The organism is Streptomyces sp. NPDC033221 (assembly GCF_055577005.1).
On the sequence record NZ_JBVIQN010000053.1, the window covers coordinates 16,635 to 41,742 of the forward strand.

The window sequence follows — 25,108 nt, forward strand, 5'->3', positions numbered from 1 at the left end:
GCGGGGCCGGGCGGACGGCGGGCTTACTTCAGGCCGGCCTGGGTGCAGGCGGACTGGAACTTGGCGGTGCAGATCTCGGCCTTGGTGAAGAAGCCTTCTTGGCCGACATACTTCGAAATATCGGCCTTGGTCAGCGCGAAGGGCGTCACGATGACGGACGGCACCTTCTTCTCGGTGGCGCTGTCGACGGTGGACTTGGCGATCGAGTCGAGCTTCTTGCCCTGGGCCAGTGCGACGGCCATCGACGCGGCGGCGTCGGCCTCCGGCTTGTAGGGCTTGTAGACGCTCATGAACTGTTCGTCGGTGAGGATGCGCTGGACGGCGGAGAGTTCGGCGTCCTGGCCGGTGACCGGCGGGAGCTTGGTGAAGCCGGCGCTCTTGAGGGCGGTGATGATGCCGCCGGCCATGCCGTCGTTGGCCGAGTAGACGCCGATGATCTTGTCTTTGCCGAGCGAGGAGATGGCGCCCTTCATGTTCTCGTTGGCGTTCTCCGGCTTCCACTCCTTGGTGTCGTACTCCTTGCCGATCTTGACCTTGCCGTCGAGTACGGAGTGCGCGCCGTCCTTGTACATCTTGGCGTTCGGGTCGGTGACCGACCCGTTCATCATGACGATCTCGCCCTGGCCCGCCTTGTCGCCCAGTTCCTTCAGGAGCGACTCGCCCTGGATCCGGCCGACCCGCTCGTTGTCCACGGAGGTGTACGCCTTGATCGGGCCCTCGGCCAGCCGGTCGTAGGCGACGACGGGTATGCCCTTGTCGTTCGCCTTCTTGACCGAGGAGGCGATGGACTTGGCGTCCACCGCGTCCAGGATCAGCGCGTCGACCTTTTTCGTGATCATCGTGTCGACCTGCTGCTGCTGGACGGAGGGGTCCTGCTTGGCGTTGTCGTAGAGGATCTCGGTGTCCTTGCCCGCCAGCTCGCGGATCTTCTTCTCGATCAGCGGCTTGTCGAACCGCTCGTAGCGCGCGGTCTGGTTCTCGGGCAGCAGGAGGCCGATGGTCAGCGGCCCCTTCTTGTCCTTCCCGGCGTCCGAGTCGCCGCCGGCTTCCTTGGCGGAACCGCAGGCGGCGAGGCCGGCGGCCATCGAGACGGCGGCCGCGGCCACGGCAGCACGACGCAGATGCGTGTTCACGAATGGAACCTCCCTGACGAGGCCGCGTCGTTGCGGCCGAGGTGGCTGGAAGTCAACTCGGCCGCTCGCAGACCGTCAAGGAGTAAATACTTAACGAGATGACAACGGTGCCATACGTTAGCTGTGTGAACTCAGCGTGCGTCGTATACGTCAGGCAATGGCCGGGGTGCCGGTGCTGTCGACGGGCAGCGTGCCGTCCAGCAGCGTCGAGTCGCCCATCTCGCTGAGCACCAGCGCCAGCGCGCCGAGCACCTCGGCACGGCCCCCGAGCGTCCCCGGTACGATCCCCAACTGCCGCGCGGCACTGGGGATCGCGTACCGCGACACCGATTCCCTTATCGGCCCGAGCACCAGCTCCCCCGCCTCCGCGAGGTCGCCGCCGAGCACCACCCGGCTCGGGTTGAGCAGGTTGCACAGGTTGGCCACCCCGCTGCCGATGTGCCGCCCCACATCCCCGATCACCCGGCGGCACCCCGGGTCGCCCTCCCGGGCCAGCCGGACCACCTCCGCCATGGTCAGGTCGGGGCCGTGGCTGGGCTGGAGCAGCGGGAGCACGTACCGGGCGGCGGTGAAGGTCTCCAGGCAGCCCCGGTTGCCGCAGCGGCAGACCGGCCCGGACTCGTCCAGCGTGATGTGCCCGATCTCGCCGGCCGTGCCGCCGGGGCCCCGGTAGATCTGGCCGCTGATGACCAGGCCCGCGCCGACGCCGCTGGCGACCTTGATGTACGCCAGGTCGGCGGCGCCGCGCCCGCTGCCCCAGACCAGTTCGCCGAGCGCGCCGAGGTTGGCGTCGTTGTCGACGTACACGCCGACGCCGAGCCGGCCGGACAGTTCCTCGCTCGGGTTCGTGCCGCTCCAGCCCGGCAGGATGGCGGTGGACCCGAGCGTGCCGGACTCCACGTCAATGGGCCCCGGGACGCCCAGGCCGACGCCGATGACCTTGCCCGGGCCGACGCCGGTCGCCTCGATCAGCCGGTTGACCAGGTGCTCGGCCCGGTCGAAGCCCTCCGCGGCGGAGGCGTCCACGTCGATCGGCTCGGTTTCCTCGGCCAGCACCTGGTGGGCGAGGTTGCCGACGGCGACCCGCAGGTGCGAGTGGCCGAAGTCGACGCCCACGACGATCCCGGCATCGCCGGAGAGCGAGACGCTGCGGGCCCGGCGGCCGCCGGCCGAGGTCGGCGTGACCTCGACGGTCCCGGCGTCCTTCAGTTCCCGCACGATGTTGGAGACCGTGGCCGCCGACAGGCCCGTGCTCCGGGCGATCTCCGCCTGGGTCAGCGAACCCGCCATGCGCACCGCGCGTACGACCCGCTCCAGATTGGCCCGGTGCAGCGAGGACTGCGAACCCGGAGTCTCCATCGACTCATCCACTCCCGCCTGTAGCGCCCGGCACGACGACCGGCCGCCGGCCGGGCCACACCGACGGGACCCGGCTTGTCTCCAACATGTGAATCTAAGCTGACGTGCCCGGGTCCGGTTCCGTCAAGTCCTCGACCGGGTGCACCGGACCTGTGGCCAAAACACGGTCCTCCGGCAGACACCGCAGTGGCCCCCGCGGGACGGCGGGGGCCACGGTGCCGTACGGGCCACGTCGTGCCGGCGCAAGGCTCGCGCTCCGGCGCGCGGGGCTACTTCAGGGCGCCCGCCGTCAGGCCCGCCACCACCTGCCGCTGGAAGATGATGTACGCGGCCAGGACCGGCAGCATGGCGATGGTCAGGCCCGCGAACAGCCCGGACCAGTCGCCCTTGTACCCCTGGCTGACCGCCAGCGCGACCAGGCCCTGGGTCAGCACCTTCTTGTCCGGGTCGCCGACGTTCAGCACCGTCGGCAGCAGGTACTGGTTCCACTGCCCCAGGAAGTTGAAGATGCCGACGCTGATCAGGCCCGGCTTGGCCATCGGCAGCATGACCTGGAAGAACGTACGCGTGTGGGACGCGCCGTCGATGAGCGCGGCCTCCGCCACCGACGTGGGCAGCGTTCTGAAGAACCCGCTGAGGAAGAAGACGGTGAACGGCAGGGAGTACGCGATGTAGACCAGGATCAGGCCGTGGTAGGTGTCCAGCAGGGCCATGTTCTTCATGACGAAGAACAGCGGGACCAGCGCCAGGATGATCGGGAAGCCCATCCCGCCCACGAACAGGAAGTAGATGAAACGGTTGCCCGGGAAGTCGAACCGGGCCAGTACGTACGCCGCCATCGAGCCCAGCAGCATGGTGCCGATCAGCGACCCGCCCACCACGATCAGCGAATTGAAGAAGTACTGGCCCATGTTGGCCTTGTCCCAGGCGCGCGCCCAGTTGTCGAAGTGCAGCGCCGACGGCAGGCCCCAGGGCGAGCCGAAGATCTCCCCGTCGTCCTTGAAGGAGCTGATCACCGCCCACAGCAGCGGCATGGTGACCAGCAGGCCCCAGATGACCAGGACGCCGTGCGAGAAGACATTCAGGACCCGGCCCTCGCCGCTTTCACCGCCCTTGCCGCCCGCGCCGCCCCGGCCCGTCCCGGCCGGGGTCTTGGTCTGCACGCTCATCAGAACTCCAGTCGCTCGCGCCGGCCCAGCCGCATGACGATGGCCGAGAAGATCAGGGTCACTATCAGCAGGGAGACGCCGATCGAGGTGGCGTATCCGGCCTGACCGTCGCGGAAGGTCTTCTGATAGACGTACAGCGGCAGCACCTCGGTGGAATAGTCGGGGCCGCCGGGCCCGACGCTCATGATCTGTACGAAGGCGAAGGCCGACACGTCCAGGGCCAGGATGCCCATATAGATCCAGCCGGTCTGCACGGTGTCCCAGAGCAGCGGCAGGGTGATCCTGAAGAACGTGTTGAACCGGTTGGCGCCGTCCAGCAGCGCGGCCTCGTAGAAGTCCTTCGGTATGGAACTCATGCCGGCCGAGAAGAGCACGACATAGAAGCCGACATTGGCCCAGATCATCGCGCCCATGATGCACCAGAGCGCGAGCTGCGGATCTCCCAGCCAGTCAGGCTGCACGTTGTCCAGTCCGATCGCCTGGAAGAACGCGTTCAGCGCGCCGCTCTCCGGGTTGTACGCGAACTGGAAGAGCAGGGCGACGATCGGGATCGACAACACCTGCGGGAAGAAGTAGAGAATCTTGTACGTGCCCGAGCCGCGCACACCGCCGATGACCGCCTTCTTCCTGCGGCGGCCACCGACGTTGAGCATGAAGGCGAAGAAGAGCCCGAGCGAGAGCGTCACCACCGGCAGCAGCAGCAACAGCGTCACACTGTTTCCCACCGAGGCCCAGAAGACGCTGTCCTTGAAGAGGCGCGTGTAGTTGTCGAACCCGACCATTTTCATGTCCGAGCTCAGGCCGGTCCAGTCCGTGAAGGAGTAGTAGATCGCCTGCACGAACGGCGATATCACGAAGATCGCGTATATCGCCAGCGGAAGGACCAAGAAACCCGCTATGAAGCGGTACTTACCGTGCTGCATGACTACCGATCCCGTTCTTTCCCCGCGACTGCCGTAAAGGCCACCGCTGGTGACGCGTGAGATGCACCGGTCAGCGCTTGTACTTCTTGACGCTGCTGTCGTCGCGCGTCTCGTCCGCGTACTTCTGGATCTTGTTGATCGCTTCGTCGGGAGTCATCCGGCCCGCCATCATCTCGCCCAGCGCGCCGACGCCGATCTTCTCCTTCTGCAGCGCCACGTACCAGTCCTGGATCCGCGGGTTGACGATGTTCTGACCGGCCTTCTGCAGCGCCTGCTGCGCCGAGTCCAGGCCCGGGGGCAGGGTCAGGCCCTCCGTGCCGCCGTTGAGCGAGGTGAGCGAGGAGACCTGCTTGATGAAGTTCTGCGAGGACTTCTTGCTGAGCATGATGCGCAGCATCTCCATGCCACCGGGGACGTTCGCGGCCTGCCGGGGCACGATGTACGGCTCGCCGCCGGAGGCCCAGATCGTGCCGAACGGCATCTTGTCCGAGCCGGAGAGGCTGGACGGCGCGCCGACCGAGAGCTGGAATTCGGGGTTCTTCTCGATCTGCTTGGCCGACTCGTTCTCCACCCATGAGCCGTTGGGTATGAACAGTGCCTTGCCCTCGGCCCACGCCTTCTGTGACTGGAGGTGGTCCAGACCGGGCGAGCCCTTGAGGACGTAGCCCTTCTTGTACAGCTCGTAGTACGCGTTGAAGGCGGCCTTGACGGCCGGGTCCTTCCAGGCGTTCGGCTCCAGGTTGTCGATCTTGCGCAGTACCTCTTCGCCGCCGATCTTGGCGATGAAGGGGTAGAGGCTGAAGGGGAGGTAGTACGGGTACTTGCCGGGGTAGGTCCAGCCGGCGACGCCCTTCTTCTTCGCCTTCTCGCACACGGCGAGCATCTCGTCCCAGGTCTGCGGGTATTCCGCGTCGGCGACCTTCTGGAGGTTGGTCTTGGAATACCACACGCCGTAGACCGTGTACGCGTAGTACATGATCCAGGTTTCCTTGCCGCCGAACTGACCCATCTCGACCACGCCCGGACGCAGCGTGTCGCGGACCTTCTTGTCCGGGTCGTCGATCGACGGGGCGTCGAGCAGCGGGGTGAGGTCGGCGAGCTGGTTCTTGGAGACCAGGGTGCCGAAGTCCATCTGTTCGGCGCCGGAGTTGTCCACGAGGTCCGGCGGGTTGCCGCCGTTGAACCGTGGCTGGAGCGTGGACTGGATCTTCTGGGTGGAGGCGAGCTTGACCTTGCCCTTGGTCTTGGGGAAGGCGGCGACGTATTCGGCCTGGGCGTCCTTGGCGTATTTGTCGCCGAATCCGCCGTCGAAGATGACGACGTCGAGGGCCGCGCTGTCATTGACCGCCAGGGGATTCTTGGCGGATTTCTCGCCCTTGTCGACCTTCTTGCTGCCGTCACCGCCGCTGCCGGCGCACGCCGACAGTGCGCTCATGGCCGGTATGGTGACGATGCCCAGCGCCGCGGACCGCTTGATCAGGTCGCGACGGCTGAAATTCGAGGTGGATCCCATGCGCAAGTCCTCGCCTTCTTCAGGACTCAGGCGGTGTACCGGAGCCACCCCGGCACCGCGGGTCAGATGAAGCTGAGTTGTACGGGATGTGCACCGGGTGCGCTAGGGATGTGCGGGGCCGATTTCTTGTGCTGCTCCGCAGGTCCCCCCGGGTCCGCGACGTCGTTCGCACAGTCGATCGGACGCCGACAGGTATAGTCCACTTCACGTCAACTCGGCAAGATCGTAAGCAAGTTCGGGCCGCCATCTTTCCCGAGTTGAGACCTCGCCGGTATGCGTCGCTTCGGCCGCGGACTTCTGGCCGTCGTCCGCAGGGTCACCCTTGACAACAAAGACCCCACGCACCTTACTTATCTCTGCATTACGCCATTGACAACGATGTCAGCTCGTTGAAATGTCGCCTTCGTTGAGAGGTACGCGTGCGGCTCAGACACCGGCACAGACCCCTGCCCGGCACGGCTCGCCCCGTCGCACTCGCGGCCGCGGCCCTGCTCGTCCTGACGGCCTACTCCCCCGCCGTCGCGGCCCCGCCCCAAAAGCCCCCGAACGACCGGCGGTTCAGCTCCTCATTCGAAGCCGGTGATCCGCTGCCGGACTGGCGGGACACCGTCGAGACCGGCCCGGACGGCACCGGGAAGGCCTCCGGGGTGGGCCCCGAGAGCGGCCCGGGCACCGGCATGAGCAGCCACCCCGACTCCGGCCCCACCGCCTCCCCCACCGCCAGGACGAACGCCGGCTTCAGCGGGCTGCGGGCCCTGCGGTACGCGGGGACGCACACCGCAGCCGGCCGCGGCTACTCGTACAACAAGGTCTTCGACGTCGACGTACCCGTCACGCGCGCCACCTCGCTGTCGTACAAGCTCTTCCCCGAGATGGCCGCCACCGACCTGGGCTACCCCGCGACCCACGTCGCGCTCGACCTGGCCTTCACCGACGGCACCTATCTCAGCGAACTGCGCGCCACCGACCAGAACGGCGCCGCGCTGACCCCGCGCGGCCAGGCCGCCGCCAAGACGCTCTACGTCAACCAGTGGAACCACCGCCAGTCGCGCATCGGCGCGGTCGCGACGGGCAAGACCGTCGACCGAATCCTGGTCGCGTACGACGCCCCGACCGCGCCGAAGACCACCGCGGTCTTCCGCGGCTGGGTGGACGACATCACGCTGGGCCCCGAGACCCGGCAGAAGCCGCCCGCCCACCTGTCCGACTACGTGGCGACCACTCGCGGTACGAACTCCAGCGGCAGCTTCTCGCGCGGCAACAACTTCCCCGCCACCGCCGTGCCGCACGGCTTCAACTTCTGGACGCCGGTGACCAACGCGGGCTCCACGGACTGGCTGTATGAGCACGCGCGGAAGAACAACGCCGCCAACCTGCCCACCCTCCAGGCGTTCGCCGCCAGCCACGAGCCGAGCCCCTGGATGGGCGACCGGCAGACCTTCCAGGTCATGCCGTCCACCGCGGCCGGCACCCCGGACGCCGGCCGCGCCGCCCGCGCCCTGCCCTTCCACCACGCCAACGAAACCGCGACGCCGCACCACTATGGCGTCACCTTCGACAACGGCCTCAAGACGGACATCGCCCCGACGGACCACTCGGCGCTGATGCGCTTCACCTTCCCCGGCGACGACGCGAACCTGATCTTCGACAACGTCAACAACAACGGCGGCCTCACCCTGGACGCCGCGCGGGGCGTCGTCACCGGCTTCTCGGACGTCCGGAGCAACCTCTCCGTCGGCGCCACCCGGCTCTTCGTGTACGGAGTGCTCGACGCGCCCGTCACCGCGGGCGGCAGGCTGAGCGGCGGCGGTGGCCCAGAGGTCACGGGTTACCTGAAGCTGCGGCCCGGCGCGGACCGTACGGTCACACTGCGCATCGCCACCTCCCTGATCGGCGTCGACCAGGCGCGCGCGAACCTGGAGCGGGAAATTCCGGCAGGCGATTCCTTCGAGCGGGTCAGGGACCGCGCCCGCGCCCAGTGGGACGGCATCCTCGGCCGTATCGAGGTGGAGGGCGCGAGCCGGGACCGCCTCGTCACTCTCTACTCCAACCTCTACCGGCTCTACCTCTACCCCAACTCCGGATACGAGCAGGTGGGCGCGCGCGCCCGGTACGCGAGCCCCTTCTCCCCCCGGACCGGTCCGGACACCCCGACGCGCACCGGAGCGAAGATCGTCGACGGCGAGGTGTACGTCAACAACGGATTCTGGGACACCTACCGCACCACCTGGCCCGCCTATTCTCTGCTCACACCCAAGCAGGCGGGAAAAATGGTCGACGGATTCGTCCAGCAGTACAAGGACGGCGGCTGGATCTCCCGCTGGTCCTCCCCCGGCTACGCCGACCTGATGACCGGCACCAGTTCGGACGTGGCATTCGCCGACGCGTATGCGAAAGGCGTGAAGTTCGACGCCGCCGCTGCCTATGACGCGGCGGTCAAGAACGCCACCGTCGCCCCGCCCAGCCCCGGTGTCGGCCGTAAGGGCATGACCACCTCGCCCTTCCGCGGTTACACCAGCACGGACACCAAGGAGGGCATGTCCTGGGCGTTGGAGGGTTACCTCAACGATTACGGCATCGCCCGCATGGGACAGGCGCTGTACGAGAAGACGAAGAAGCCGCGCTACAAGGAGGAGTCCGCGTACTTCCTCAACCGCGCCCGCAATTACGTCAAGCACTTCGACAGCACGGTCGGTTTCTTCCAGGGCAAGGACTCGGCCGGCAACTGGCGGCTGCCTCCCGACCGGTTCGACCCGCGTGTCTGGGGCCATGACTACACCGAGACCAACGCCTGGTCGTTCGCCTTCACCGCACCTCAGGACACCCGCGGCCTGGCCAACCTGTACGGCGGCCGGGCGGGCCTGGCCAAGAAGCTGGACACGTACTTCGCCACCCCGGAGACCGCGGCGAGGGAATTCGCCGGCTCGTACAACAACGTCATCCACGAGATGACCGAGGCCCGGGACACCCGGATGGGCATGTACGGCCACAGCAACCAGCCGTCGCACCACATCGCGTACGCCTATGACGCCGCCGGGCAGCCGTGGAAGGCGCAGGAGAAGGTCCGCGAGGTCCTCTCCCGGCTCTATCTGGGCAGCGAGATCGGCCAGGGGTACCCGGGCGACGAGGACAACGGCGAGATGTCCGCGTGGTACGTCTTCAGCGCGCTCGGGTTCTATCCGCTGGTGATGGGATCGCCCGAATACGCGGTGGGCTCTCCGCTGTTCACCAAGGCCACCGTCCATTTGGAGAACGGCCGCGACCTCGTCGTCAAGGCGCCGCGCAACAACGCCCGCAATGTCTACGTACAAGGCCTGCGGGTCAACGGAAAGCCCTGGAATTCGACCGCGCTGCCGCACGCCCTGCTCGCCCGCGGCGGGACCCTGGAATTCGCGATGGGGCCGCGGCCTTCCTCCTGGGGCACGGGAAAGAACGCGGCGCCGTCGTCCATCACGCACGACGACCGGGTGCCCGCACCGGACGGCGACCTGTCGACACCGGGCGACAGCCCTCTCCTGGACGACACGTCGGACACCGCGGTGTCCTTCGAGTCGGTCCCGGTCACCCTCAAGTCGGCGGCGCGGGTGTCCTCGTACACCCTCACCTCGGCGGCGAAGGGGGACGCTCCGGCCTCCTGGGTGCTGGAGGGACGGGACCGGCACGGGAAGTGGCGGACCCTCGACCGGCGCACGGGCGAGTCCTTCGGCTGGGGCCGGCAGACCCGGGTCTTCACGGTGAAAGCCCCCGGGATGTACCCGCATTACCGGCTGGTCCCGTCAACGCGGGCCACTTTGGCGGAGCTTGAGCTGATCGGTCCGACCGGGGGTGCTTCCGGGGCCAATTGATCAGACCATCCGCAAACCAGTTGACATGTGAAGGCCTTGTGCAAAGATCCTGAGAATCCCGCGACGCACCTCATGTAGGTGCGTCGTGCCTCATGTAGACGCATTGCGCCTCATCACCTGGCAAATGGAGATTCACGTGGCCAGACTTCCCGGCCGTAAGCACGGACGTGTCCTGTCCCGTCTGGCTGTCGCGGCAGTCACCGCCGCCCTGGTCGGCGCCGGCGCCGGAACCGCGGCGGCCGACGCCCCGGCGCCGATACCCGCTCCGGTGTAGAACGTCGAGGTCGGCGCGGCGGCGAAGGTCTCACCGAAGCTCCGCGCCGCCGCGCAGGCCGAAGCTCCGGTGTTCGGCATGTACGGCGTCGAGCGCACCTCCGGCTTCCTGTACGGGTACCTCCCGAACGGCACCGGCGGTTTCGCGGAACGCACCTTCGCCGCGGCGGACTGGGACACGCTCAAATACGCGACCCAGGCCGACCAGAACGGCGACGGTCTGGTCGACGGCCTGTGGGTCTGGAATCACACCGGCAACCTGTACTACTCCGACGCCGGCACCGACGAGGTCCGGACGATCGGCGGCGGCTGGAACATCTACAACAAGGTCCTGTCGCCGGGCAGCCTCGGCGGCGCCTCCGCGTACGACATCCTCGCCCGGGACAACGCGGGCGTGCTGTGGCTCTACCTTGGCTACGACAACGGTCAGGTGGATTCGCGGATCAGGATCGGCGCCGGCTGGGACGCCTACACGCAGATCTCCGGCAAGGGCGACCTGACCGGCGACGGCAAGGCCGACATCGTGGCCCGGGACTCCTCCGGCGCGCTGTGGCTCTACCAGGGCACCGGCAACTACAAGGCGCCCTTCTCGTCGCGTGTGAAGATCGGTGCGGGCTGGAACGCGTACAACGCCCTGGTCTCCACCGGCGACGTGGACATCGACGGCCGCGCGGACCTGGTCGCCCGCGGCACCGACGGCAAGCTGTGGCTGTACAAGGGCACCGGCAACGCGGCGGCCCCCTTCGAGCCGCGCAAGCAGGTCGGCTTCGGCTACAACATCTACAGCTGGATGTTCTAGCCGCCTGAGACCACCGGCAGCCGGGAGACCCGGTCCCCGCCCGCCGGTGAGGTGATGGTGCGACGCGTCCCCATGGGGGCGCGTCGCACTGCTTTTCCCGGTGTGCCGGAGCGGCCGGGCGACGCTGTCCGGATACGGAAGCGGGCCGCACCCCCGGCTGGGGGTGCGGCCCTCGTGCCCGTTCCGCTCACACGGAGCGGGTCACGTCCGTTACTTGCGGATCAGCGAGCGCAGCACGTACTGCATGATGCCGCCGTTGCGGTAGTAGTCCGCCTCGCCGGGGGTGTCGATGCGCACCTTGGCGTCGAACTCCACGTCGCCGGCCTTGACCTTGACGGTCTCCGGGATGCCGCCGTCGTTCAGGGCGGTGACGCCGGTGATGTCGAAGGTCTCCTCGCCGGTCAGGCCCAGCGACTGCGCCGAGGCGCCCTCGGGGAACTGGAGCGGGAGGACACCCATGCCGATGAGGTTCGAGCGGTGGATGCGCTCGTAGGACTCGGCGACGACGGCCTTGACGCCGAGCAGCGCGGTGCCCTTGGCGGCCCAGTCGCGGGACGAGCCGGAGCCGTACTCCTTGCCGGCCAGGATGACCAGTGGGATGCCGGCGGCCTGGTAGTTCTGCGACGCGTCGTAGATGAAGGAGACCGGGCCGTCCTCCTGCGTGAAGTCACGCGTGAAGCCGCCCTCGGTGCCCGGCGCGATCTGGTTGCGCAGGCGGATGTTGGCGAACGTGCCGCGGATCATGACCTCGTGGTTGCCGCGGCGCGAGCCGTAGCTGTTGAAGTCGCGGCGCTCGACGCCGTGCTCCGTGAGGTACTGGCCGGCCGGGGTGTCGGCCTTGATCGCACCGGCCGGGGAGATGTGGTCGGTGGTGACCGAGTCGCCCAGCTTGGCCAGCACTCGGGCGCCCTGGACGTCGGAGACCGGGCTGGTCTCCATCGTCATGCCCTCGAAGTACGGGGGCTTGCGGACGTAGGTGGACTGCGGGTCCCACTCGAAGGTGTTGCCGGTCGGGATCGGCAGCGCCTGCCACTGGGCGTCGCCCGCGAAGACGTCCTCGTACGACTTGGAGAACATGTCCTCGCCGATGGCGTTGGCCACGACGTCGTTGACCTCGGCCTCGGAGGGCCAGATGTCCTTCAGGTAGACCGGGTTGCCGTCCTGGTCGGTGCCGAGCGCCTCGGTGGTGATGTCCACCTTCATGGAGCCGGCGATGGCGTACGCGACGACCAGCGGCGGGGACGCCAGGTAGTTCATCTTGACGTCGGGGTTGATCCGGCCCTCGAAGTTGCGGTTGCCGGAGAGCACCGAGGTGACCGCGAGGTCGGCCTCGTTGATCGCCTTCGAGATCTCCTCGTCCAGCGGACCGGAGTTGCCGATGCAGGTGGTGCAGCCGTAACCGACGAGGTTGAAGCCCATCTTGTCCAGGTAGGGCGTCAGGTTCGCCTTGTCGAAGTAGTCCGTGACGACCTTCGAACCGGGGGCGAGGGTGGTCTTGACCCAGGGCTTGCGGGACAGGCCCTTCTCGACCGCCTTCTTGGCCACCAGTGCGGCGGCGACCATGACGTAGGGGTTCGAGGTGTTGGTGCAGGAGGTGATCGCGGCGACGGTGACGGCGCCGTGGTCGATCTCGTACACCGAACCGTCGGCGGCCGTGACCTGGGTCGGCTTGCTGGCCACGCCGTTGGAGACCGCCGGGGCGTCGGAGGCCGGGAAGGACTCCTTGCCCGCCTCGTCGAGGTCCGCCTCGCTGACGTAGTTGCGTACGTCCTGGGCGAACTGCTGGGCGGCCTCGGCCAGGACGATGCGGTCCTGCGGGCGCTTCGGGCCGGCGATCGACGGGACGACCGTCGACAGGTCCAGCTCCAGCTTCTCGGAGAAGTCCGGCTCGGCGGCCGGGTCCAGCCACAGGCCCTGCTCCTTGGCGTACGCCTCGACCAGGGCGACCTGCTGCTCGGAGCGGCCGGTCAGCTTCAGGTAGTTCAGCGTCTCGTCGTCGATCGGGAAGATCGCGGCGGTGGAGCCGAACTCCGGCGACATGTTGCCGATGGTGGCGCGGTTGGCCAGCGAGGTGGCGGCGACGCCCTCGCCGTAGAACTCGACGAACTTGCCGACGACACCGTGCTTGCGCAGCATCTCGGTGATGGTCAGCACCAGGTCGGTGGCGGTGGTGCCGGGCTTGAGCTCACCGGTCAGCTTGAAGCCGACGACGCGCGGGATGAGCATGGAGACCGGCTGGCCCAGCATCGCGGCCTCGGCCTCGATGCCGCCGACGCCCCAGCCCAGCACGCCCAGGCCGTTGACCATGGTGGTGTGCGAGTCGGTGCCGACGAGGGTGTCGGGGTACGCCTGGCCGTTGCGGATCATGACCGTACGGGCCAGGTGCTCGATGTTGACCTGGTGGACGATGCCGGTGCCGGGCGGGACGACCTTGAATTCGTCGAAGGCGGTCTGGCCCCAGCGCAGGAACTGGTAGCGCTCCTTGTTGCGGCCGTACTCCAGCTCCACGTTCTGCTGGAAGGCGTTGGCGGTGCCGAACTTGTCGGCGATGACGGAGTGGTCGATGACCAGCTCGGCCGGGGCCAGCGGGTTGATCTTCGCCGGGTCGCCGCCCAGCTCCTTGACCGCCTCACGCATCGTCGCGAGGTCCACGACGCAGGGCACGCCGGTGAAGTCCTGCATGATCACGCGGGCCGGCGTGAACTGGATCTCCTGGCTGGGCTGCGCCTGGGAGTCCCAGCCGCCCAGCGCACGGATGTGGTCGGCGGTGATGTTCGCGCCGTCCTCAGTGCGGAGCAGGTTCTCCAGCAGCACCTTCAGGCTGTAGGGAAGGCGGGCGGAGCCCTCGACCTTGTCCAGCCTGAAGATCTCGTACGACTCGTCGCCCACCTGCAGCGTGCTGCGGGCGTCGAAGCTGTTCGCCGACACGACAGTCTCCTTCAATGCATGATTCGCGCGTACCACCGCAATCCTGCCGTCACAGATCCTTGCCGATCAGCTAAGGTAAGGCTAAGTTAGGCAAGCCTTACTAGCGCGGCAGCGGTACGCCTCCCGGCAGATATCTCGATGTCGAGATAACTCTAGTACATCCCCGCCGCGCGGTCATGCGCGCCCGCCTGATCTCTCGCAGCGAAGGTTGGGCGTTGTCATCGAAGGTTGGCGACCCCTAGGTTTTCCCACCGAAGGTTGAGTGATCATTTAGGGCTGGCTGTCTGGGGAGACGATGGGGGAACTCGGCGAGAGTCCCGTCCAGCAGGACGAACTCCGGATCGTGCTCGCGAAGCGTCTTGAGCAGGCCGGTGACGGCGGTGACGTAGGCGTGGGCGGTGCCGACGGATATCCCGAAGCCGGCGGCGATCCGGGAGAGGGTGTCGTGGTGGCGTAGGTACACCAGAGCGACGAGCGCACGCCGGTGCGGCGGGAGTTTGCACCGTTGGCCACCCTCTCGGGTGACGATGAGCATCGTGACCCACTCGACCAGGGCGTGCGGGAGGTCGAGTGCGGCAGAATAGGGAACCAACAGGGCTCCTGTGCTGGTGGGTTGAGACTTCGAAAACCTCCTTCAACGGCACCGGAGCCTTGTGCGTTGCGTCCCTCACCTCGACCTCATCGGCCTCCCCCGATCAGTAGCCACGCTGAAAACGCTCAGTGAGTGCGCTCATGGCGATCCCCTCGATCGATGTCACCACAGTCCGGCATGCCGAACGGTCCTACGGACGGTCCACCGACCCCGTTCACCCGTACGAGTGCCGCAGGAACATTCGGAACCTGACGCCCCCTCATACCAGCCCGGCCAGCCCAGGTTTGGCATTTACGCACAGTGATGCGCTTCTCACAATCGCGACCGTACGGGGTGACTTTTATTGCGCCATCCGGTGTTCTTGACCGTCAACAGACCTGAAGTGATCATGTCGATAGGGCTGGTGTGAATTGGACAGATATTTCGGTCACCTGTGGAGCGGTAAGACGCTGGCTGCCGTCCGGAGCCGCCTCGCCGCCGTCGTGGGCACCGTCGCACTGATCGCGGCCGCCCTCACCGGCGCCGCCACCGGCACGGCCACCGCCGCGACCACCGGGGCGGCGAAGGCCGGCGGCTGGTCCTGCTCCGGGGCGCCCGTCCCGGACGGGTACGTCATCACCAACTACAGCCGCGGCGGCTGCAACGGCGCCGGCGCCTGGTACCAGGAGCCCGTGCGCGACGGTATCTGGACCTGCGGCGGCTCGCCGATCGTGACCGGCTATGTGATCACCAACTACAACCGCATCGGTTGCAACGGCGTCGGCGGCTGGTACCACGAGCTCGCCCGTGACGGCCGCTGGACCTGCGGGGGCTCGCCCATCCCGCCCGGCTACGTCATCACGGGCTACAACCGCACCGGCTGCAACGGCGTCGGCGCCTGGTACCACCAGCTCGTCCGCAACGGCATCTGGACCTGCTCCGGCTCCCCGATCCCACCCGGCTACCGCAGCATCAACTTCATGGCGGGCGGCTGCAACGGCATCGGCGCCTGGTGGATGGTGCGCGCCTGACCTCACGGTCGCGTCGAACGAAGGGCCCGCCCCCACCGCCTGCCCGGTGGGGGCGGGTCCTTCGTTCGACGCAGATCTTCCGCAGATCCCGCATCAGCCCCAACCAGATGACCGTCATCAGCAAAGCCGTCCTCACCCTGGAGCGGCAACGCTGAATACGCTCACTCAACCTTCGCCGAGAATCGCTCAACCTTCACTGCGACAGGTCAACGCCGTCGGCAGCCGATGGGCATCCAGCCCGAACTGTCCCGTCTTGGTGGGCCTGGTCCCGGTCTCAAATGACCTGGTTCGATTCGCTTGGCGTCTCAATTGATCTGGTCCGGCAGGGCGGGCTGGGTCGGATACGGTGCTGGTATGGCAGAGGCCCTTCCCCCCGACGTGGCTGACGTTCTCGACGTCCTTCTCAGCAGCGACGATCCCGTTCACCTGGCGCTCCGCAATCAGGTACCCCACCTCCGGGTTCGAGAGCGCTGTACCTGTGGATGTGGCACCGCCTATTTCGAGCTCGACACAGCGGCGGTCCGGCCGGCGCCCTCCGGGGCGAGCACAGTGGTAGCGGCCGAGGCACAGATCTACACGGGGAACGGCGATTGCCCCGGCGAAGTCCTGGTCTTTGCCGAGGCGGGGTATCTGTCGTGGCTGGAGGTCTGCTCGTGGAGCGACGACATCAAGGTCACGCTGGCCCTGGCCCAGCAGACGCTGTGCCGCTGACCCACCCGTGCGGGGCTGCATCGACCAGATTGTTTGAGACGGGATGTCACCCGTTCGCGTGACGCGATCCGGTTCTGGGCCACGATGATCCGCAGGATGCTCCACTCTCGCACTGCCGGGGTGATGGAGGCGGGGAGGTGCTCGTGGGTGAGCCGGCGGAAGCCGTACCGGCCTGGGAGTGGCTCTCGGATATCCAGGTCGGTTTCGTCGGGTCCGACGGCTCCGAGCGGTTCGGTCCACTGGCCCGGCATTGGGACGAACCTTTTGAACATGCCTCGCCAGCTCGGAAGTTCACTGCGTTCAAGGGGCAGAAGAACTTCACGGGCGAGTACTGGGCGGCGACGTCGCACTCCCTGGTGGGCTACGAGTCGTGGGTTGAATCGCCTTCGTCGGCCTGGTCGCCCCGCACGCGGCCCGCGCCCTGGTGGGCCGTCGGCATGTACGGGTGGTGCCGGTGGCCGCGCTGCTGGGTGCGGCGCTGGTGGGTACGGCGGACGTGGTGGGCCGGACGGTGATCGCCCCGGCCCAGCTCGGAGCAGGGCTGCTCACGGCGGTCATCGGGACGCCGTACTTCCTGTGGCTGCTGATCCGGAGCCGGGGCGGGGCGCGGTAGGGGGCCGGGGCCCTCCACAAAGACCTTCCTCCGCCCACCACCACGCATAACTCCCTAAACTTCCCTATTGCACCCTCACATAGGGAAGTTTAGGGTGCGTTCGTGAACGATCGCCTCTACTCCGTGGAACAAGTCGCCGAGCGCCTGGGCCTGCACGTCCGCACCGTCCGCAACTACGTACGGGACGGACGGCTCGCCGCCGTCCGCATCGGAAAGCAGTACCGGATCGCCCACGACGACCTGGAAGCCTTCACCGGCCGCCCGGCCCCCGCCGGCTCCGAGGGCCCGGCCGGCGGGCAGCGGCACAGCGAGGTGTCGAGCATCGTGGAGATCGACGCGGTCGACGCCCGGACCGCCGACCGCCTTTCCACACTGCTGACCAGCTCGGCCGCCCACCGCGGCCCCGGCGACCGGCCGCTGCGGATCGAGACGGCGTACGACCCGGAGCGGGCCCGGATGAAGGTCGTCATTCTCGGCGGCCTCGGCGACACCGCCCGTCTGTTCGACTACATCGAGGGGGTACTCGCCTCATGAGTACGATCTACAAGTCCGCGGCCGGCGAGCGGGAGCTCCAGCGGCGCTACCAGGAAGCACTGGCCAACTGGCCGGTTCCCGCCGAGCATTTACGGCTGCCGCCCCGCGAAGGCGAGACCTTCGTCATCGCTTCCGGGCCCGAGGACGCTCCGCCCGTGATCCTGCTGCACGGCTCGGGCACGAACGCGGCCATGTGGCAGGGCGACATCGCCGCCTGGTCACAGCACTTCCGTACGTACGCGGTGGACATCATCGGCGAACCGGGCCGCAGCGCGCCGTCACGCCCGCCCCTGGCCTCGGACGCGTACGCGCGATGGCTCGACGACGTACTGGACGCGCTGGGCATCGCGTCCGCCCCGCTCGTCGGCACCTCCCTCGGCGGCTGGACAGCCCTCGACTACGCCTCCCGCCGCCCGGACCGGGTCACCCGCCTGGCGCTGCTGTGCCCCGGCGGCCTGGGCAAGCAGCGCGTGGGGCTGCTCTTCAGGACCCTGCTCCTGCGCCTGTTCGGCCGCCGGGGAATCCGCCGGTCGGCGCGGAGCGCCACGGGCCTGACCGCACCGGAGGCGGCACCGGTACTCGACCAGATCGTCCTGACATTCACCCAGTTCAAGCCGCGCACGGAACGCCTGCCGCTGCTCTCGGACGACGCGCTGCGCCGCCTGGACGTGCCCGTACTGGTGATCGCGGGCACCGACGACGCCTTCTTCGACTCGGCGGACACCGCCCGGCGCGTACGGGCGAACGTCCCGGACGCGACCGTACGGCTGCTGCCCGGGGTCGGGCACGCGATCCTGGGGCAGACCGAGGCGGTGTCGGAATTCCTACGGGGGTGAGGTGCGGCCGGCGTCCGAGCCGGAACCGGGGGTCGGGTTCGGGCCGGGACCGGGGTTCGAGGCGGGACCGGGACCTCAGCCCGTCGTCAGCCCGGTGCGGACCATGGCCACGACCTCGTCATCGGTCAGACCCAGGGTGCGGGCCTCCGCCACCAGCTGGCCGACGCGTTCGGTGAGGCGGACCCGGCCCGCGGACGCGTCGCCGGACACCACGGCGCCGCGCCCCCGGCGGAGTTCGATGAGGCCCTCCTCCTTCAGACGCTGGTAACCGCGCAGCACCGTATGGACGTTGACCCCCAGCGACTCGGCGACCGCCCGGGCCGCGGGCAGCCGCTCACCGGCGCGTACGGTGCCTTCGGCGAGGGCTCCGCGGACCGAGGCCGCGATCTGGTCGCCGAGCGGGACCGGGGAAGCATGGTCGACACGGAAGAGCACGTCACGCTCCTTGGCCGGGGTCAAAGGCGGCGTCGGCCGCCGGGCCCGCCGCGGCGCGGGACCGTTCGATGAGCGTACTGAGCAGCGCGGCAGCGGTGGCCGCGTCGTCAACGGTCACCACGAACACCCGGCCGTTCGTCAGCCGCAGCGCCAGCGCCTCGCCGCTGCGCAGCACGATGCCGCTGCGGCCGGACCGGACGCGGTACCCCCAGCCGCCGAAGTCGGCCATCGGGCTGATCTGCTGGGTCCCCGCCTCCGCCATGCGGGTGAGCGGGATGCGCATACGGGGGCGCGGGACGAGGGGCGAGGCGACGGTCAGGCCGTGGCGGTCGACAGTGACCCGTACACCCGCGAACACGACGCAGGTCAGGCCGGCGAAGGCCATGCCCGCGGCGCCGGCCCAGATCGCCGCGGCGCCGAAGAGCACGGCGGCGGCGAACAGACCGGGCCCGAGGACGAGCAGCGCGGGTGAGCCCACGGTGCGCGACCAGCCGGCGGCCTCGCCCGCCGCAAGGGGCAGCGGCGCCGCCGACGGCGGTCCGTCCACCGCGTCCGCCCGCACCCGGTCGCGGCCCGCGCACAGCCAGCCCACCGCCCCGGCGAGGACCGCCGCGCCGAGCATCACGGCCATGTTCCACGGCGGGAACCGGACCGCCGCCGCGTCCCCGGCGTCCGCGTTGATCAGCAGGGTCGCCACACTCAGATAGCCGGACACGACCGACAGGCCGTATCCGAAGCCGATCACCCAGCGCAGCGCGCCCGCCAGGTCGTCGCGCAGCACCAGTACACCGATGACGGCACCCAGGATGACCGGCAGTCCCAGGCACAGCGTGAGGAAGCCGGCCGGGGTGGCGAAGTCGTCGCTGCCGCCGTCGGCGACGAAGTGCACGGCCATCGGATCGGGGATCCGGTCCCGCAACGCCCAGAAAATCAGCGCCGTCGTCACGACGACGAGCAGGAACGGCAGTACGGCGACCAGCGCCCGCCAGGGACGGAACGCGGCCCGCCCGGCGGCGGCCCCGGTCTGCATGGCGTTCATGAGCACCCCCTCGCTACTTGTTCGCATTCTATGCGAACAATCTCGATTAAGCACAGATCTCATATGTGAGATACCGTCTTCCTCATGGCAGACGACTACCTCGTACGTATCGGCAGGCTCATCCGCGACGCGCGGCAGCATCGGGGCTGGACCCAGACGCAGCTCGCGGAGGCTCTCGGTACCAGCCAAAGCGCGGTCAACCGCATCGAACGCGGTAACCAGAACATCAGCCTTGAGATGATCGCGAGGATCGGCGAGGCCCTGGACAGTGAAATCGTCTCGCTCGGGTACGCGGGACCCATGCACCTTCGCGTCGTCGGCGGCCGGCGGCTGTCCGGAAGCATCGACGTCAAGACGAGCAAGAACGCGTGCGTGGCGCTGCTGTGCGCCACGCTCCTCAACGCGGGCCGCACCACGCTGCGCCGGGTGGCCCGTATCGAGGAGGTCTACCGGATCCTGGAGGTGCTGGGCAGCATCGGCGTCCGCACCCGCTGGATCAACGACGGCAACGACCTGGAGATCGTGCCGCCGGCCGAACTGGACCTGGACGCCATGGACACGGAGGCGGCCCGCCGCACCCGCAGCGTCATCATGTTCCTCGGTCCGCTGCTGCACCGCATGGACCACTTCAAGATCCCGTACGCGGGCGGCTGCGACCTCGGCACACGGACGATCACGCCGCACATGACGGCACTGCGCCACTTCGGCCTGGAGATCACCGCCACGGAGGGCACGTACCACGCCGACGTGGACCGCGACATCTCCCCCAAGCGCGCCATCGTCCTGACCGAACGCGGCGACACCGTCACGGAGAACGCCCTGCTGGCCGCCGCCCGGCACGACGGCGTCACGGTCATCCGCAACGCGTCCTCCAACTACATGGTCCAGGACCTCTGCTTCTTCCTGGAGGAACTGGGCGTACGGGTCGAAGGCGTCGGCACCACCACGCTGACCGTGCACGGCGTCGCGCACATCGACCGCGACGTGGACTACGCGCCCTCCGAGGACCCGGTCGAGGCGATGAGCCTGCTCGCCGCCGCCGTGGTCACCGAGTCGGAGCTGACCATCCGCCGCGTCCCGGTCGAGTTCCTGGAAATCGAACTCGCCGTCCTGGAAGAGATGGGCCTCAACCACGAGCGCAGCGCGGAGTACCCCGCCGACAACGGCCGCACCCGCCTCATCGACCTGACGGTCCGCCCGTCCAAGCTCCAGGCCCCCCTGGACAAGATCCACCCCATGCCGTTCCCCGGCCTGAACATCGACAACGTCCCGTTCTTCGCCGCCATCGCGGCCAGCGCCCAGGGCCAGACCCTGATCCACGACTGGGTCTACGACAACCGCGCCATCTACCTGACCGACCTCAACCGCCTCGGCGCCCAGGTCAAACTCCTCGACCCGCACCGCGTACTGATCGACGGCCCGACCCGCTGGCGCGCGGCAGAGATGATGTGCCCCCCGGCCCTGCGCCCCGCGGTGGTCATCCTGCTCGCGATGATGGCGGCCGAAGGCACGTCGGTACTGCGCAACGTCTATGTCATCAACCGGGGGTACGAGGACCTGGCGGAGCGGCTGAACTCTATTGGGGCGCAGATCGAGATCTTTCGGGATATCTGAGCCACGTACGTCTGACCGTGGATGTCTGACTGCGATGGTCTGACTGCGGATATCCGCACGGCGCTTGCCATCGCCGCTCCCGGCTCGTTGATATGCGGGCCCGGGAGGGGGCGATGGCGTCTGTTGACCGGCCGCTGCCTCGGCGGCTGCTGTCAGGGCCGGGCCAACGGTTTTGCGCGCTGGGGCTGTTCAGCGGATGAGCCGGAAGAGGTCGTACAGGTCGTCGCTGGTGCGGGCCGCCGCCAGCAGGCGGCGGAAGCCGGGGTGGGCGGTGTGGCGGGCGAGGACCGCGTAGGCCTGTAGGCAGTCGGTGTTCCTGAGGTGGTGCGGTGCCGCGAGGAGGAAGACGTCGCGGACCGGGTGGCCGTCGGCGCCGCGCCAGCCGAGTTCTGCCGGGACCCGTGCGAAGGCGGCCGCCGGGGCGCTGACCGTCCGGCTCCGGGCGGTCAGCAGGGCGATGCCGTGGAAGCCGTTGGGGCCCCGGGCCATGCGCAGGCGTACCGCGCGGACGAAGGACCGGATGTCGCTGAGGGCACCTGCGGTGTGCAGGCCGTCGGCCAGGGATTGCAGAAGTTCTTCCGTGGTGGTGGCCTGCGGGCGAGGATGTATTCGCCGCTTGTCCAGGTAATGGGCGAGGCTTTGGGTCTCGTCGGCCGCTACCGTGCGGGAGTGGTTCATACGTCGGCCCGCGCCGGTTCGGGAGTGGTGGACCTGCTGCGGGCCGGGCGGAGAATTCCGGCGGCACAGACCGCCGCCACGCAGAAGGCTACGGGCAGGAAGAAGGCCACGTTCAGCGGGACGAGGTGGGTGAGCGGCCCGATGACGGCGGGGCCCGCCAGCATTCCCACATAGCCCATGCCGGCGACGCGCGACACGTTCGCTCCGGACGCCGCCGGATCCACATTTCCCGCCGCGGTGAAGAACTGCGGAATGCACCCGGACAGGCCGATGCCGAAAAGGGTCCAGCCGAGGAGGGCCAGGGGTACCCAGGGGGAGAGCGCGGCGAGGGCCAGGCCGAAGGCCGCGAGGGCTGCTCCGTACCGTACGACGAAGACCCGGCCGAAGCGGGCCACCACCCGGTCGGTGACGAACCGGCCCACGGTCATGGCGGTGGAGAAACCGCCGTACGCCAGGGCCGCGGTCGCGGCGGGAGCGTCGAGGACGTCCTTGAGGTGCAGCACACTCCAGTCGTTCGCGACGCCCTCGCACAGCATGAGCATGAAGGCGAGCACGCCCAGCGCCCAGACCTGGGAGGGGGTACGGCGCTTGAGGACCGATGCCTCGGCCGGGCCCGGCGCCGCCGGCGTGCCGGAGTCCGTTGTCTTCGGGCCGGTCGTGGCCGGTGAGGGGCTTTCCGGGGGCAGCAGTGCCGGCACCAGCGCGAGGGTGACCAGGACGCCGGCCGCCGCCACGCCCGCGAGGGTGACGGAGGGCCGCCAGTCCCAGCTGAGGGTGCGGGCACCGATCAGTGCGGCGAGGACACCGCCGACCGAGAACACCGCGTGGAAGGCCGACATCACCGGACGGCCATAACCACGCTCGACCTGAACAGCCTGTGTGTTCATACTGACGTCCAGGCAGCCGTTGCCGAAGCCGAGAGCCAGGAGGGCTGCCGCCAGGGTCCACGGCGAGTCCGCCAGGCCGGGCAGCACGACCGTGGCGCTGCACAGGGCGCCGCCGGCCAGCACGATGGCGCGGCTGCCGAAGCGGTCGGCCAGTGCTCCGCAGACCTGCATGCCCGCGAACGCGCCGCCGCCCAGGAAGAGCAGCAGCCAGCCCAGTACGGCATGCGTGATGCCGACTTGGTGCTCGATGGCGGGGATGTGCACGATCCACATCCCCATGACGAAACCGTTGAGCGCGAAGGCCACGAAGGTACCGGCACGCGCCGTACGCAAGCGCCGCGACGGCGGCGACCCGATGGTGGAGGCAGTCGATTCACTCATCAGGGATGAACATAACGCACACCGGGTGTGTGCGTAAGGGCATTGAGTGCTTTAGTTCGCGAGCCGGGCGGTCGGGCGGATGGCTCGTCGGGCGGTGCCTCATACGTGCACGATGTTCACGCCCGCGGCGCGCATCTCCTCGACGACCGGGGTGCCCTGGACCGCGTCGGTCACCACCACGTCGAGCTGTTCGACCGAGCAGATCCTGCCGAGCGCCACCCGCCCCAGCTTCTCCGCGGTGGCCACCAGGATGATGCGCCGCGCCGCCCGCACGGCGACCCGCTTCACGTGCACGTCGTCCAGGCTGTACGCGGTGGCGCCGTTGGCCGCGTCCACCCCGCAGCAGCCCAGGATGAAGGTGTCGTAGCGCAGGTCCTCGAAGGTGCGCAGCGCCGTCTCTCCGTAGAAGGACAGCTCCCCCGGCCGCACCTGCCCGCCGGGCAGCAGCAGGCGGATGCCCTCGTGTTCGGCGAGCGGCATGGTCGCGTGGAGGGACAGTGGAGTGACGGTCAGCCTGCGGCCGGCCATGGCGTGGGCGATGGCCACGGCGGTGGTGCCGGTGTCCAGGGCGACGGTCTCGCCGTCGTTGAGCATCCGTACGACCACGTCGGCCAGCTTCGCCTTGGTCTCGCCGCCGACCATGGACCGCACTGCGTACGGCGGCTCCACCCCGCTGAGCAGGGCGGTGACCGCGCCGCCGTGCACCCGGCGCAGGGCGCCCCGGGACTCCAGCAGTTCCAGGTCCCGGCGGATGGTCATCTCCGACGTCTTGGCGGAGCGGGCGAGTTCGGCCACGGAGGCGCGGTTGCGCTCGGCCAGCAGGGCCAGGATGAACCGGTGGCGTTCGGAGACATTCATGCCGTTGATGTAGCACATCAACACATCCGCTGCGAGTTCTTGCCCTTTTCCCCGTTGGGCTACCCGGCCCGTCACGGGGCTGGCGGTCGACTTACGCCCATGTCGCGTGTGTACTCACACGCACCTTGTGTGAGTACGGGCTGGTGCGGCCGTCCGGGCGCAGCGGTCCGCACCGGCGGGAAACGGCTTCCTGTGAGGTGATGGCATGACCGCGGTGCTCTTCGACATGTTCGGCGTGATCGCCCGGCAGCAGTCCCCCGCCGCCCGCGCCCGGCTGGAGCGGACGGCCGGTGTTTCCGGTGCCGCCTTCTGGGAGAACTACTGGAATCTGCGGCAGCCTTACGACCGGGGCGACCGGAACGGCCCGCAGTATTGGCGGCAGGTCGCCGAGGCGCTTGGGGCGCGTTTCGACGAGGAGCGCGTCGCGGAACTCATCGCCGCCGATGTGGCGAGCTGGAGCCGGGTCGACGACGCGATGGTGGATTTCGTCGCGGGTCTGGCGGACCACGGCACCACCATCGGCCTGCTGTCGAACATCCCGGAGGAATTGGCGGCGCATTACGAGGAAAGGCAGGAGTGGCTGCGGCGCTTCTCGGTCCTGGCCTTCTCGTGCCGGATCGGACACGCCAAGCCGGAGCCCGGCGCCTACACGTGGTGCAGTGCGGCGTTCGGCCTGGCGCCCGAGCGCATCCTGTTCGTCGACGACCGGGCGGCCAATGTCCGCGCGGCCGAGGCCCTGGGGATGCGCGGGCATCTGTTCACCTCGCTCGCGGAGCTGCGGGCGGCGCTGAACTGACGGCGACCGGCCGACCGGCCGACCACGCCGACCGGTCACGCCTCCATACCGGCGCCGGGGGGGGGGGGGGGGGACCCCCGGACCCGGGCCCTTTTTTTCGGAAGGGGGGGGGCACCAACATCTCCCCCCCCACCCCCCCCCCCACCCACCTTTTTGCAAAGGGTGACCCAAATCCCATCACA

20 protein-coding genes and 3 pseudogenes are annotated in these 25,108 nt (G+C 68.6%); 11 read left to right on the plus strand and 12 right to left on the minus strand.

Going from position 1 to position 25,108, the window contains the following annotated elements:
* Positions 1 to 23: 23 nt before the first annotated feature.
* The 5 genes from ACZ53K_RS39440 to ngcE all read right to left on the minus strand — a co-directional run bounded on the left by ACZ53K_RS39440 (position 24) and on the right by ngcE (position 6,097).
* Positions 24 to 1,133, minus strand: a complete 1,110-nt coding sequence (locus ACZ53K_RS39440; RefSeq protein ID WP_468846989.1) for a substrate-binding domain-containing protein — start codon at positions 1,131 to 1,133, stop codon at positions 24 to 26.
* Between the two features lie 150 nt (positions 1,134 to 1,283).
* Entirely contained in the window at positions 1,284 to 2,492 is a 1,209-nt protein-coding gene (locus ACZ53K_RS39445; RefSeq protein ID WP_468846992.1) for an ROK family transcriptional regulator, read from the minus strand.
* Positions 2,493 to 2,761: 269 nt separating this feature from the next.
* Positions 2,762 to 3,661: a carbohydrate ABC transporter permease gene (locus tag ACZ53K_RS39450; protein WP_468846995.1), complete on the minus strand. Its 900-nt coding sequence runs from the start codon at positions 3,659 to 3,661 to the stop codon at positions 2,762 to 2,764.
* Positions 3,661 to 4,584 (minus strand): carbohydrate ABC transporter permease, encoded by a 924-nt coding sequence (locus tag ACZ53K_RS39455; RefSeq protein WP_468846998.1) that lies wholly within the window; start codon positions 4,582 to 4,584, stop codon positions 3,661 to 3,663. The genes ACZ53K_RS39450 and ACZ53K_RS39455 overlap by 1 nt, the downstream gene beginning before the upstream one ends.
* A 70-nt stretch (positions 4,585 to 4,654) precedes the next feature.
* Positions 4,655 to 6,097 (minus strand): N-acetylglucosamine/diacetylchitobiose ABC transporter substrate-binding protein, encoded by a 1,443-nt coding sequence (ngcE, locus tag ACZ53K_RS39460; RefSeq protein ID WP_468847000.1) that lies wholly within the window; start codon positions 6,095 to 6,097, stop codon positions 4,655 to 4,657.
* Between the two features lie 419 nt (positions 6,098 to 6,516).
* On the opposite strand from ngcE, the gene ACZ53K_RS39465 reads away from it, so the two are divergent.
* From ACZ53K_RS39465 to ACZ53K_RS39475, 3 genes are all read left to right on the plus strand, one after another.
* The gene (locus ACZ53K_RS39465) at positions 6,517 to 9,942 is read left to right on the plus strand and encodes a GH92 family glycosyl hydrolase (RefSeq protein WP_468847003.1); all 3,426 of its coding nucleotides are present in this window, start codon (positions 6,517 to 6,519) and stop codon (positions 9,940 to 9,942) included.
* A 136-nt stretch (positions 9,943 to 10,078) separates the two neighbouring features.
* On the plus strand, positions 10,079 to 10,216 hold the full coding sequence (locus ACZ53K_RS39470) for a hypothetical protein (protein ID WP_468847005.1): 138 nt from the start codon (positions 10,079 to 10,081) through the stop codon (positions 10,214 to 10,216).
* Between the two features lie 78 nt (positions 10,217 to 10,294).
* Entirely contained in the window at positions 10,295 to 11,014 is a 720-nt protein-coding gene (locus tag ACZ53K_RS39475) for an FG-GAP repeat domain-containing protein (protein WP_468847007.1), read from the plus strand.
* Between the two features lie 210 nt (positions 11,015 to 11,224).
* Here the strand turns inward: ACZ53K_RS39475 and acnA are convergent, their stop codons facing one another.
* On the minus strand, positions 11,225 to 13,942 hold the full coding sequence (acnA, locus tag ACZ53K_RS39480; RefSeq protein ID WP_468847009.1) for an aconitate hydratase AcnA: 2,718 nt from the start codon (positions 13,940 to 13,942) through the stop codon (positions 11,225 to 11,227).
* 304 nt (positions 13,943 to 14,246) lie between these two features.
* Positions 14,247 to 14,534: pseudogene (locus ACZ53K_RS39485) on the minus strand (helix-turn-helix domain-containing protein); the annotation flags it as partial.
* 410 nt (positions 14,535 to 14,944) lie between these two features.
* Between ACZ53K_RS39485 and ACZ53K_RS39490 the strand changes: the two are divergent.
* The 6 genes and pseudogenes from ACZ53K_RS39490 (at position 14,945) to ACZ53K_RS39515 (ending at position 18,238) form a co-directional block, all read left to right on the plus strand.
* Positions 14,945 to 15,544, plus strand: coding sequence for a hypothetical protein (locus tag ACZ53K_RS39490; RefSeq protein WP_468847011.1), 600 nt, complete (start codon positions 14,945 to 14,947; stop codon positions 15,542 to 15,544).
* Between the two features lie 59 nt (positions 15,545 to 15,603).
* Positions 15,604 to 15,699: pseudogene (locus tag ACZ53K_RS39495) on the plus strand (IS5/IS1182 family transposase); the annotation flags it as partial.
* 199 nt (positions 15,700 to 15,898) lie between these two features.
* Positions 15,899 to 16,255: a hypothetical protein gene (locus ACZ53K_RS39500; protein WP_468847013.1), complete on the plus strand. Its 357-nt coding sequence runs from the start codon at positions 15,899 to 15,901 to the stop codon at positions 16,253 to 16,255.
* Positions 16,256 to 16,634: 379 nt separating this feature from the next.
* Positions 16,635 to 16,868, plus strand: a pseudogene (locus tag ACZ53K_RS39505) (iron chelate uptake ABC transporter family permease subunit); the annotation flags it as partial.
* 102 nt (positions 16,869 to 16,970) lie between these two features.
* The gene (locus tag ACZ53K_RS39510; RefSeq protein WP_468847016.1) at positions 16,971 to 17,402 is read left to right on the plus strand and encodes a helix-turn-helix domain-containing protein; all 432 of its coding nucleotides are present in this window, start codon (positions 16,971 to 16,973) and stop codon (positions 17,400 to 17,402) included.
* Entirely contained in the window at positions 17,399 to 18,238 is an 840-nt protein-coding gene (locus ACZ53K_RS39515; RefSeq protein ID WP_468847019.1) for an alpha/beta fold hydrolase, read from the plus strand. The genes ACZ53K_RS39510 and ACZ53K_RS39515 overlap by 4 nt, the downstream gene beginning before the upstream one ends.
* Positions 18,239 to 18,313: 75 nt before the next feature.
* On the opposite strand, the gene ACZ53K_RS39520 is transcribed toward ACZ53K_RS39515, so the two are convergent.
* Both ACZ53K_RS39520 and ACZ53K_RS39525 read right to left on the minus strand, forming a co-directional pair.
* Positions 18,314 to 18,673: a GntR family transcriptional regulator gene (locus ACZ53K_RS39520; RefSeq protein ID WP_468847022.1), complete on the minus strand. Its 360-nt coding sequence runs from the start codon at positions 18,671 to 18,673 to the stop codon at positions 18,314 to 18,316.
* A gap of 1 nt (position 18,674) precedes the next feature.
* Entirely contained in the window at positions 18,675 to 19,712 is a 1,038-nt protein-coding gene (locus tag ACZ53K_RS39525; RefSeq protein WP_468847024.1) for a DUF1648 domain-containing protein, read from the minus strand.
* 84 nt (positions 19,713 to 19,796) lie between these two features.
* Between ACZ53K_RS39525 and ACZ53K_RS39530 the strand changes: the two genes are divergently transcribed.
* Positions 19,797 to 21,326, plus strand: coding sequence for a helix-turn-helix domain-containing protein (locus tag ACZ53K_RS39530; protein WP_468847027.1), 1,530 nt, complete (start codon positions 19,797 to 19,799; stop codon positions 21,324 to 21,326).
* Between the two features lie 189 nt (positions 21,327 to 21,515).
* Here ACZ53K_RS39530 and ACZ53K_RS39535 read toward each other — a convergent pair whose 3' ends face one another.
* The 3 genes from ACZ53K_RS39535 to ACZ53K_RS39545 all read right to left on the minus strand — a co-directional run bounded on the left by ACZ53K_RS39535 (position 21,516) and on the right by ACZ53K_RS39545 (position 24,130).
* Positions 21,516 to 22,004, minus strand: coding sequence for a PTS sugar transporter subunit IIA (locus ACZ53K_RS39535; RefSeq protein ID WP_468847030.1), 489 nt, complete (start codon positions 22,002 to 22,004; stop codon positions 21,516 to 21,518).
* Positions 22,001 to 23,272 (minus strand): MFS transporter, encoded by a 1,272-nt coding sequence (locus ACZ53K_RS39540; RefSeq protein WP_468847032.1) that lies wholly within the window; start codon positions 23,270 to 23,272, stop codon positions 22,001 to 22,003. Before ACZ53K_RS39540 ends, ACZ53K_RS39535 begins: the two co-directional genes overlap by 4 nt.
* Before the next feature lie 99 nt (positions 23,273 to 23,371).
* Positions 23,372 to 24,130 carry a DeoR/GlpR family DNA-binding transcription regulator gene (locus ACZ53K_RS39545; RefSeq protein WP_468847034.1) on the minus strand — a complete coding sequence of 253 codons (759 nt, stop codon included), beginning with the start codon at positions 24,128 to 24,130 and terminating at the stop codon, positions 23,372 to 23,374.
* A 205-nt stretch (positions 24,131 to 24,335) separates the two neighbouring features.
* Here ACZ53K_RS39545 and ACZ53K_RS39550 point away from each other — a divergent pair, with 205 nt between their 5' ends.
* Positions 24,336 to 24,926 (plus strand): HAD family hydrolase, encoded by a 591-nt coding sequence (locus tag ACZ53K_RS39550; RefSeq protein ID WP_468847037.1) that lies wholly within the window; start codon positions 24,336 to 24,338, stop codon positions 24,924 to 24,926.
* The last annotated feature ends 182 nt before the right edge of the window (positions 24,927 to 25,108 follow it).

Coding starts and splice junctions, on each gene's coding strand:
- ACZ53K_RS39525 (WP_468847024.1), bottom strand. CDS start 19,712: ATGAACGCCATGCAGACCGGGGCCGCCGCCGGGCGGGCCGCGTTCCGT.
- ACZ53K_RS39515 (WP_468847019.1), top strand. CDS start 17,399: ATGAGTACGATCTACAAGTCCGCGGCCGGCGAGCGGGAGCTCCAGCGG.
- ACZ53K_RS39475 (WP_468847007.1), top strand. CDS start 10,295: ATGTACGGCGTCGAGCGCACCTCCGGCTTCCTGTACGGGTACCTCCCG.
- ACZ53K_RS39535 (WP_468847030.1), bottom strand. CDS start 22,004: ATGAACCACTCCCGCACGGTAGCGGCCGACGAGACCCAAAGCCTCGCC.
- ACZ53K_RS39455 (WP_468846998.1), bottom strand. CDS start 4,584: ATGCAGCACGGTAAGTACCGCTTCATAGCGGGTTTCTTGGTCCTTCCG.
- ACZ53K_RS39540 (WP_468847032.1), bottom strand. CDS start 23,272: ATGAGTGAATCGACTGCCTCCACCATCGGGTCGCCGCCGTCGCGGCGC.
- ACZ53K_RS39500 (WP_468847013.1), top strand. CDS start 15,899: ATGGCAGAGGCCCTTCCCCCCGACGTGGCTGACGTTCTCGACGTCCTT.
- ACZ53K_RS39445 (WP_468846992.1), bottom strand. CDS start 2,492: ATGGAGACTCCGGGTTCGCAGTCCTCGCTGCACCGGGCCAATCTGGAG.
- ACZ53K_RS39530 (WP_468847027.1), top strand. CDS start 19,797: ATGGCAGACGACTACCTCGTACGTATCGGCAGGCTCATCCGCGACGCG.
- ACZ53K_RS39545 (WP_468847034.1), bottom strand. CDS start 24,130: ATGAATGTCTCCGAACGCCACCGGTTCATCCTGGCCCTGCTGGCCGAG.
- ACZ53K_RS39550 (WP_468847037.1), top strand. CDS start 24,336: ATGACCGCGGTGCTCTTCGACATGTTCGGCGTGATCGCCCGGCAGCAG.
- ngcE (WP_468847000.1), bottom strand. CDS start 6,097: ATGGGATCCACCTCGAATTTCAGCCGTCGCGACCTGATCAAGCGGTCC.
- ACZ53K_RS39450 (WP_468846995.1), bottom strand. CDS start 3,661: ATGAGCGTGCAGACCAAGACCCCGGCCGGGACGGGCCGGGGCGGCGCG.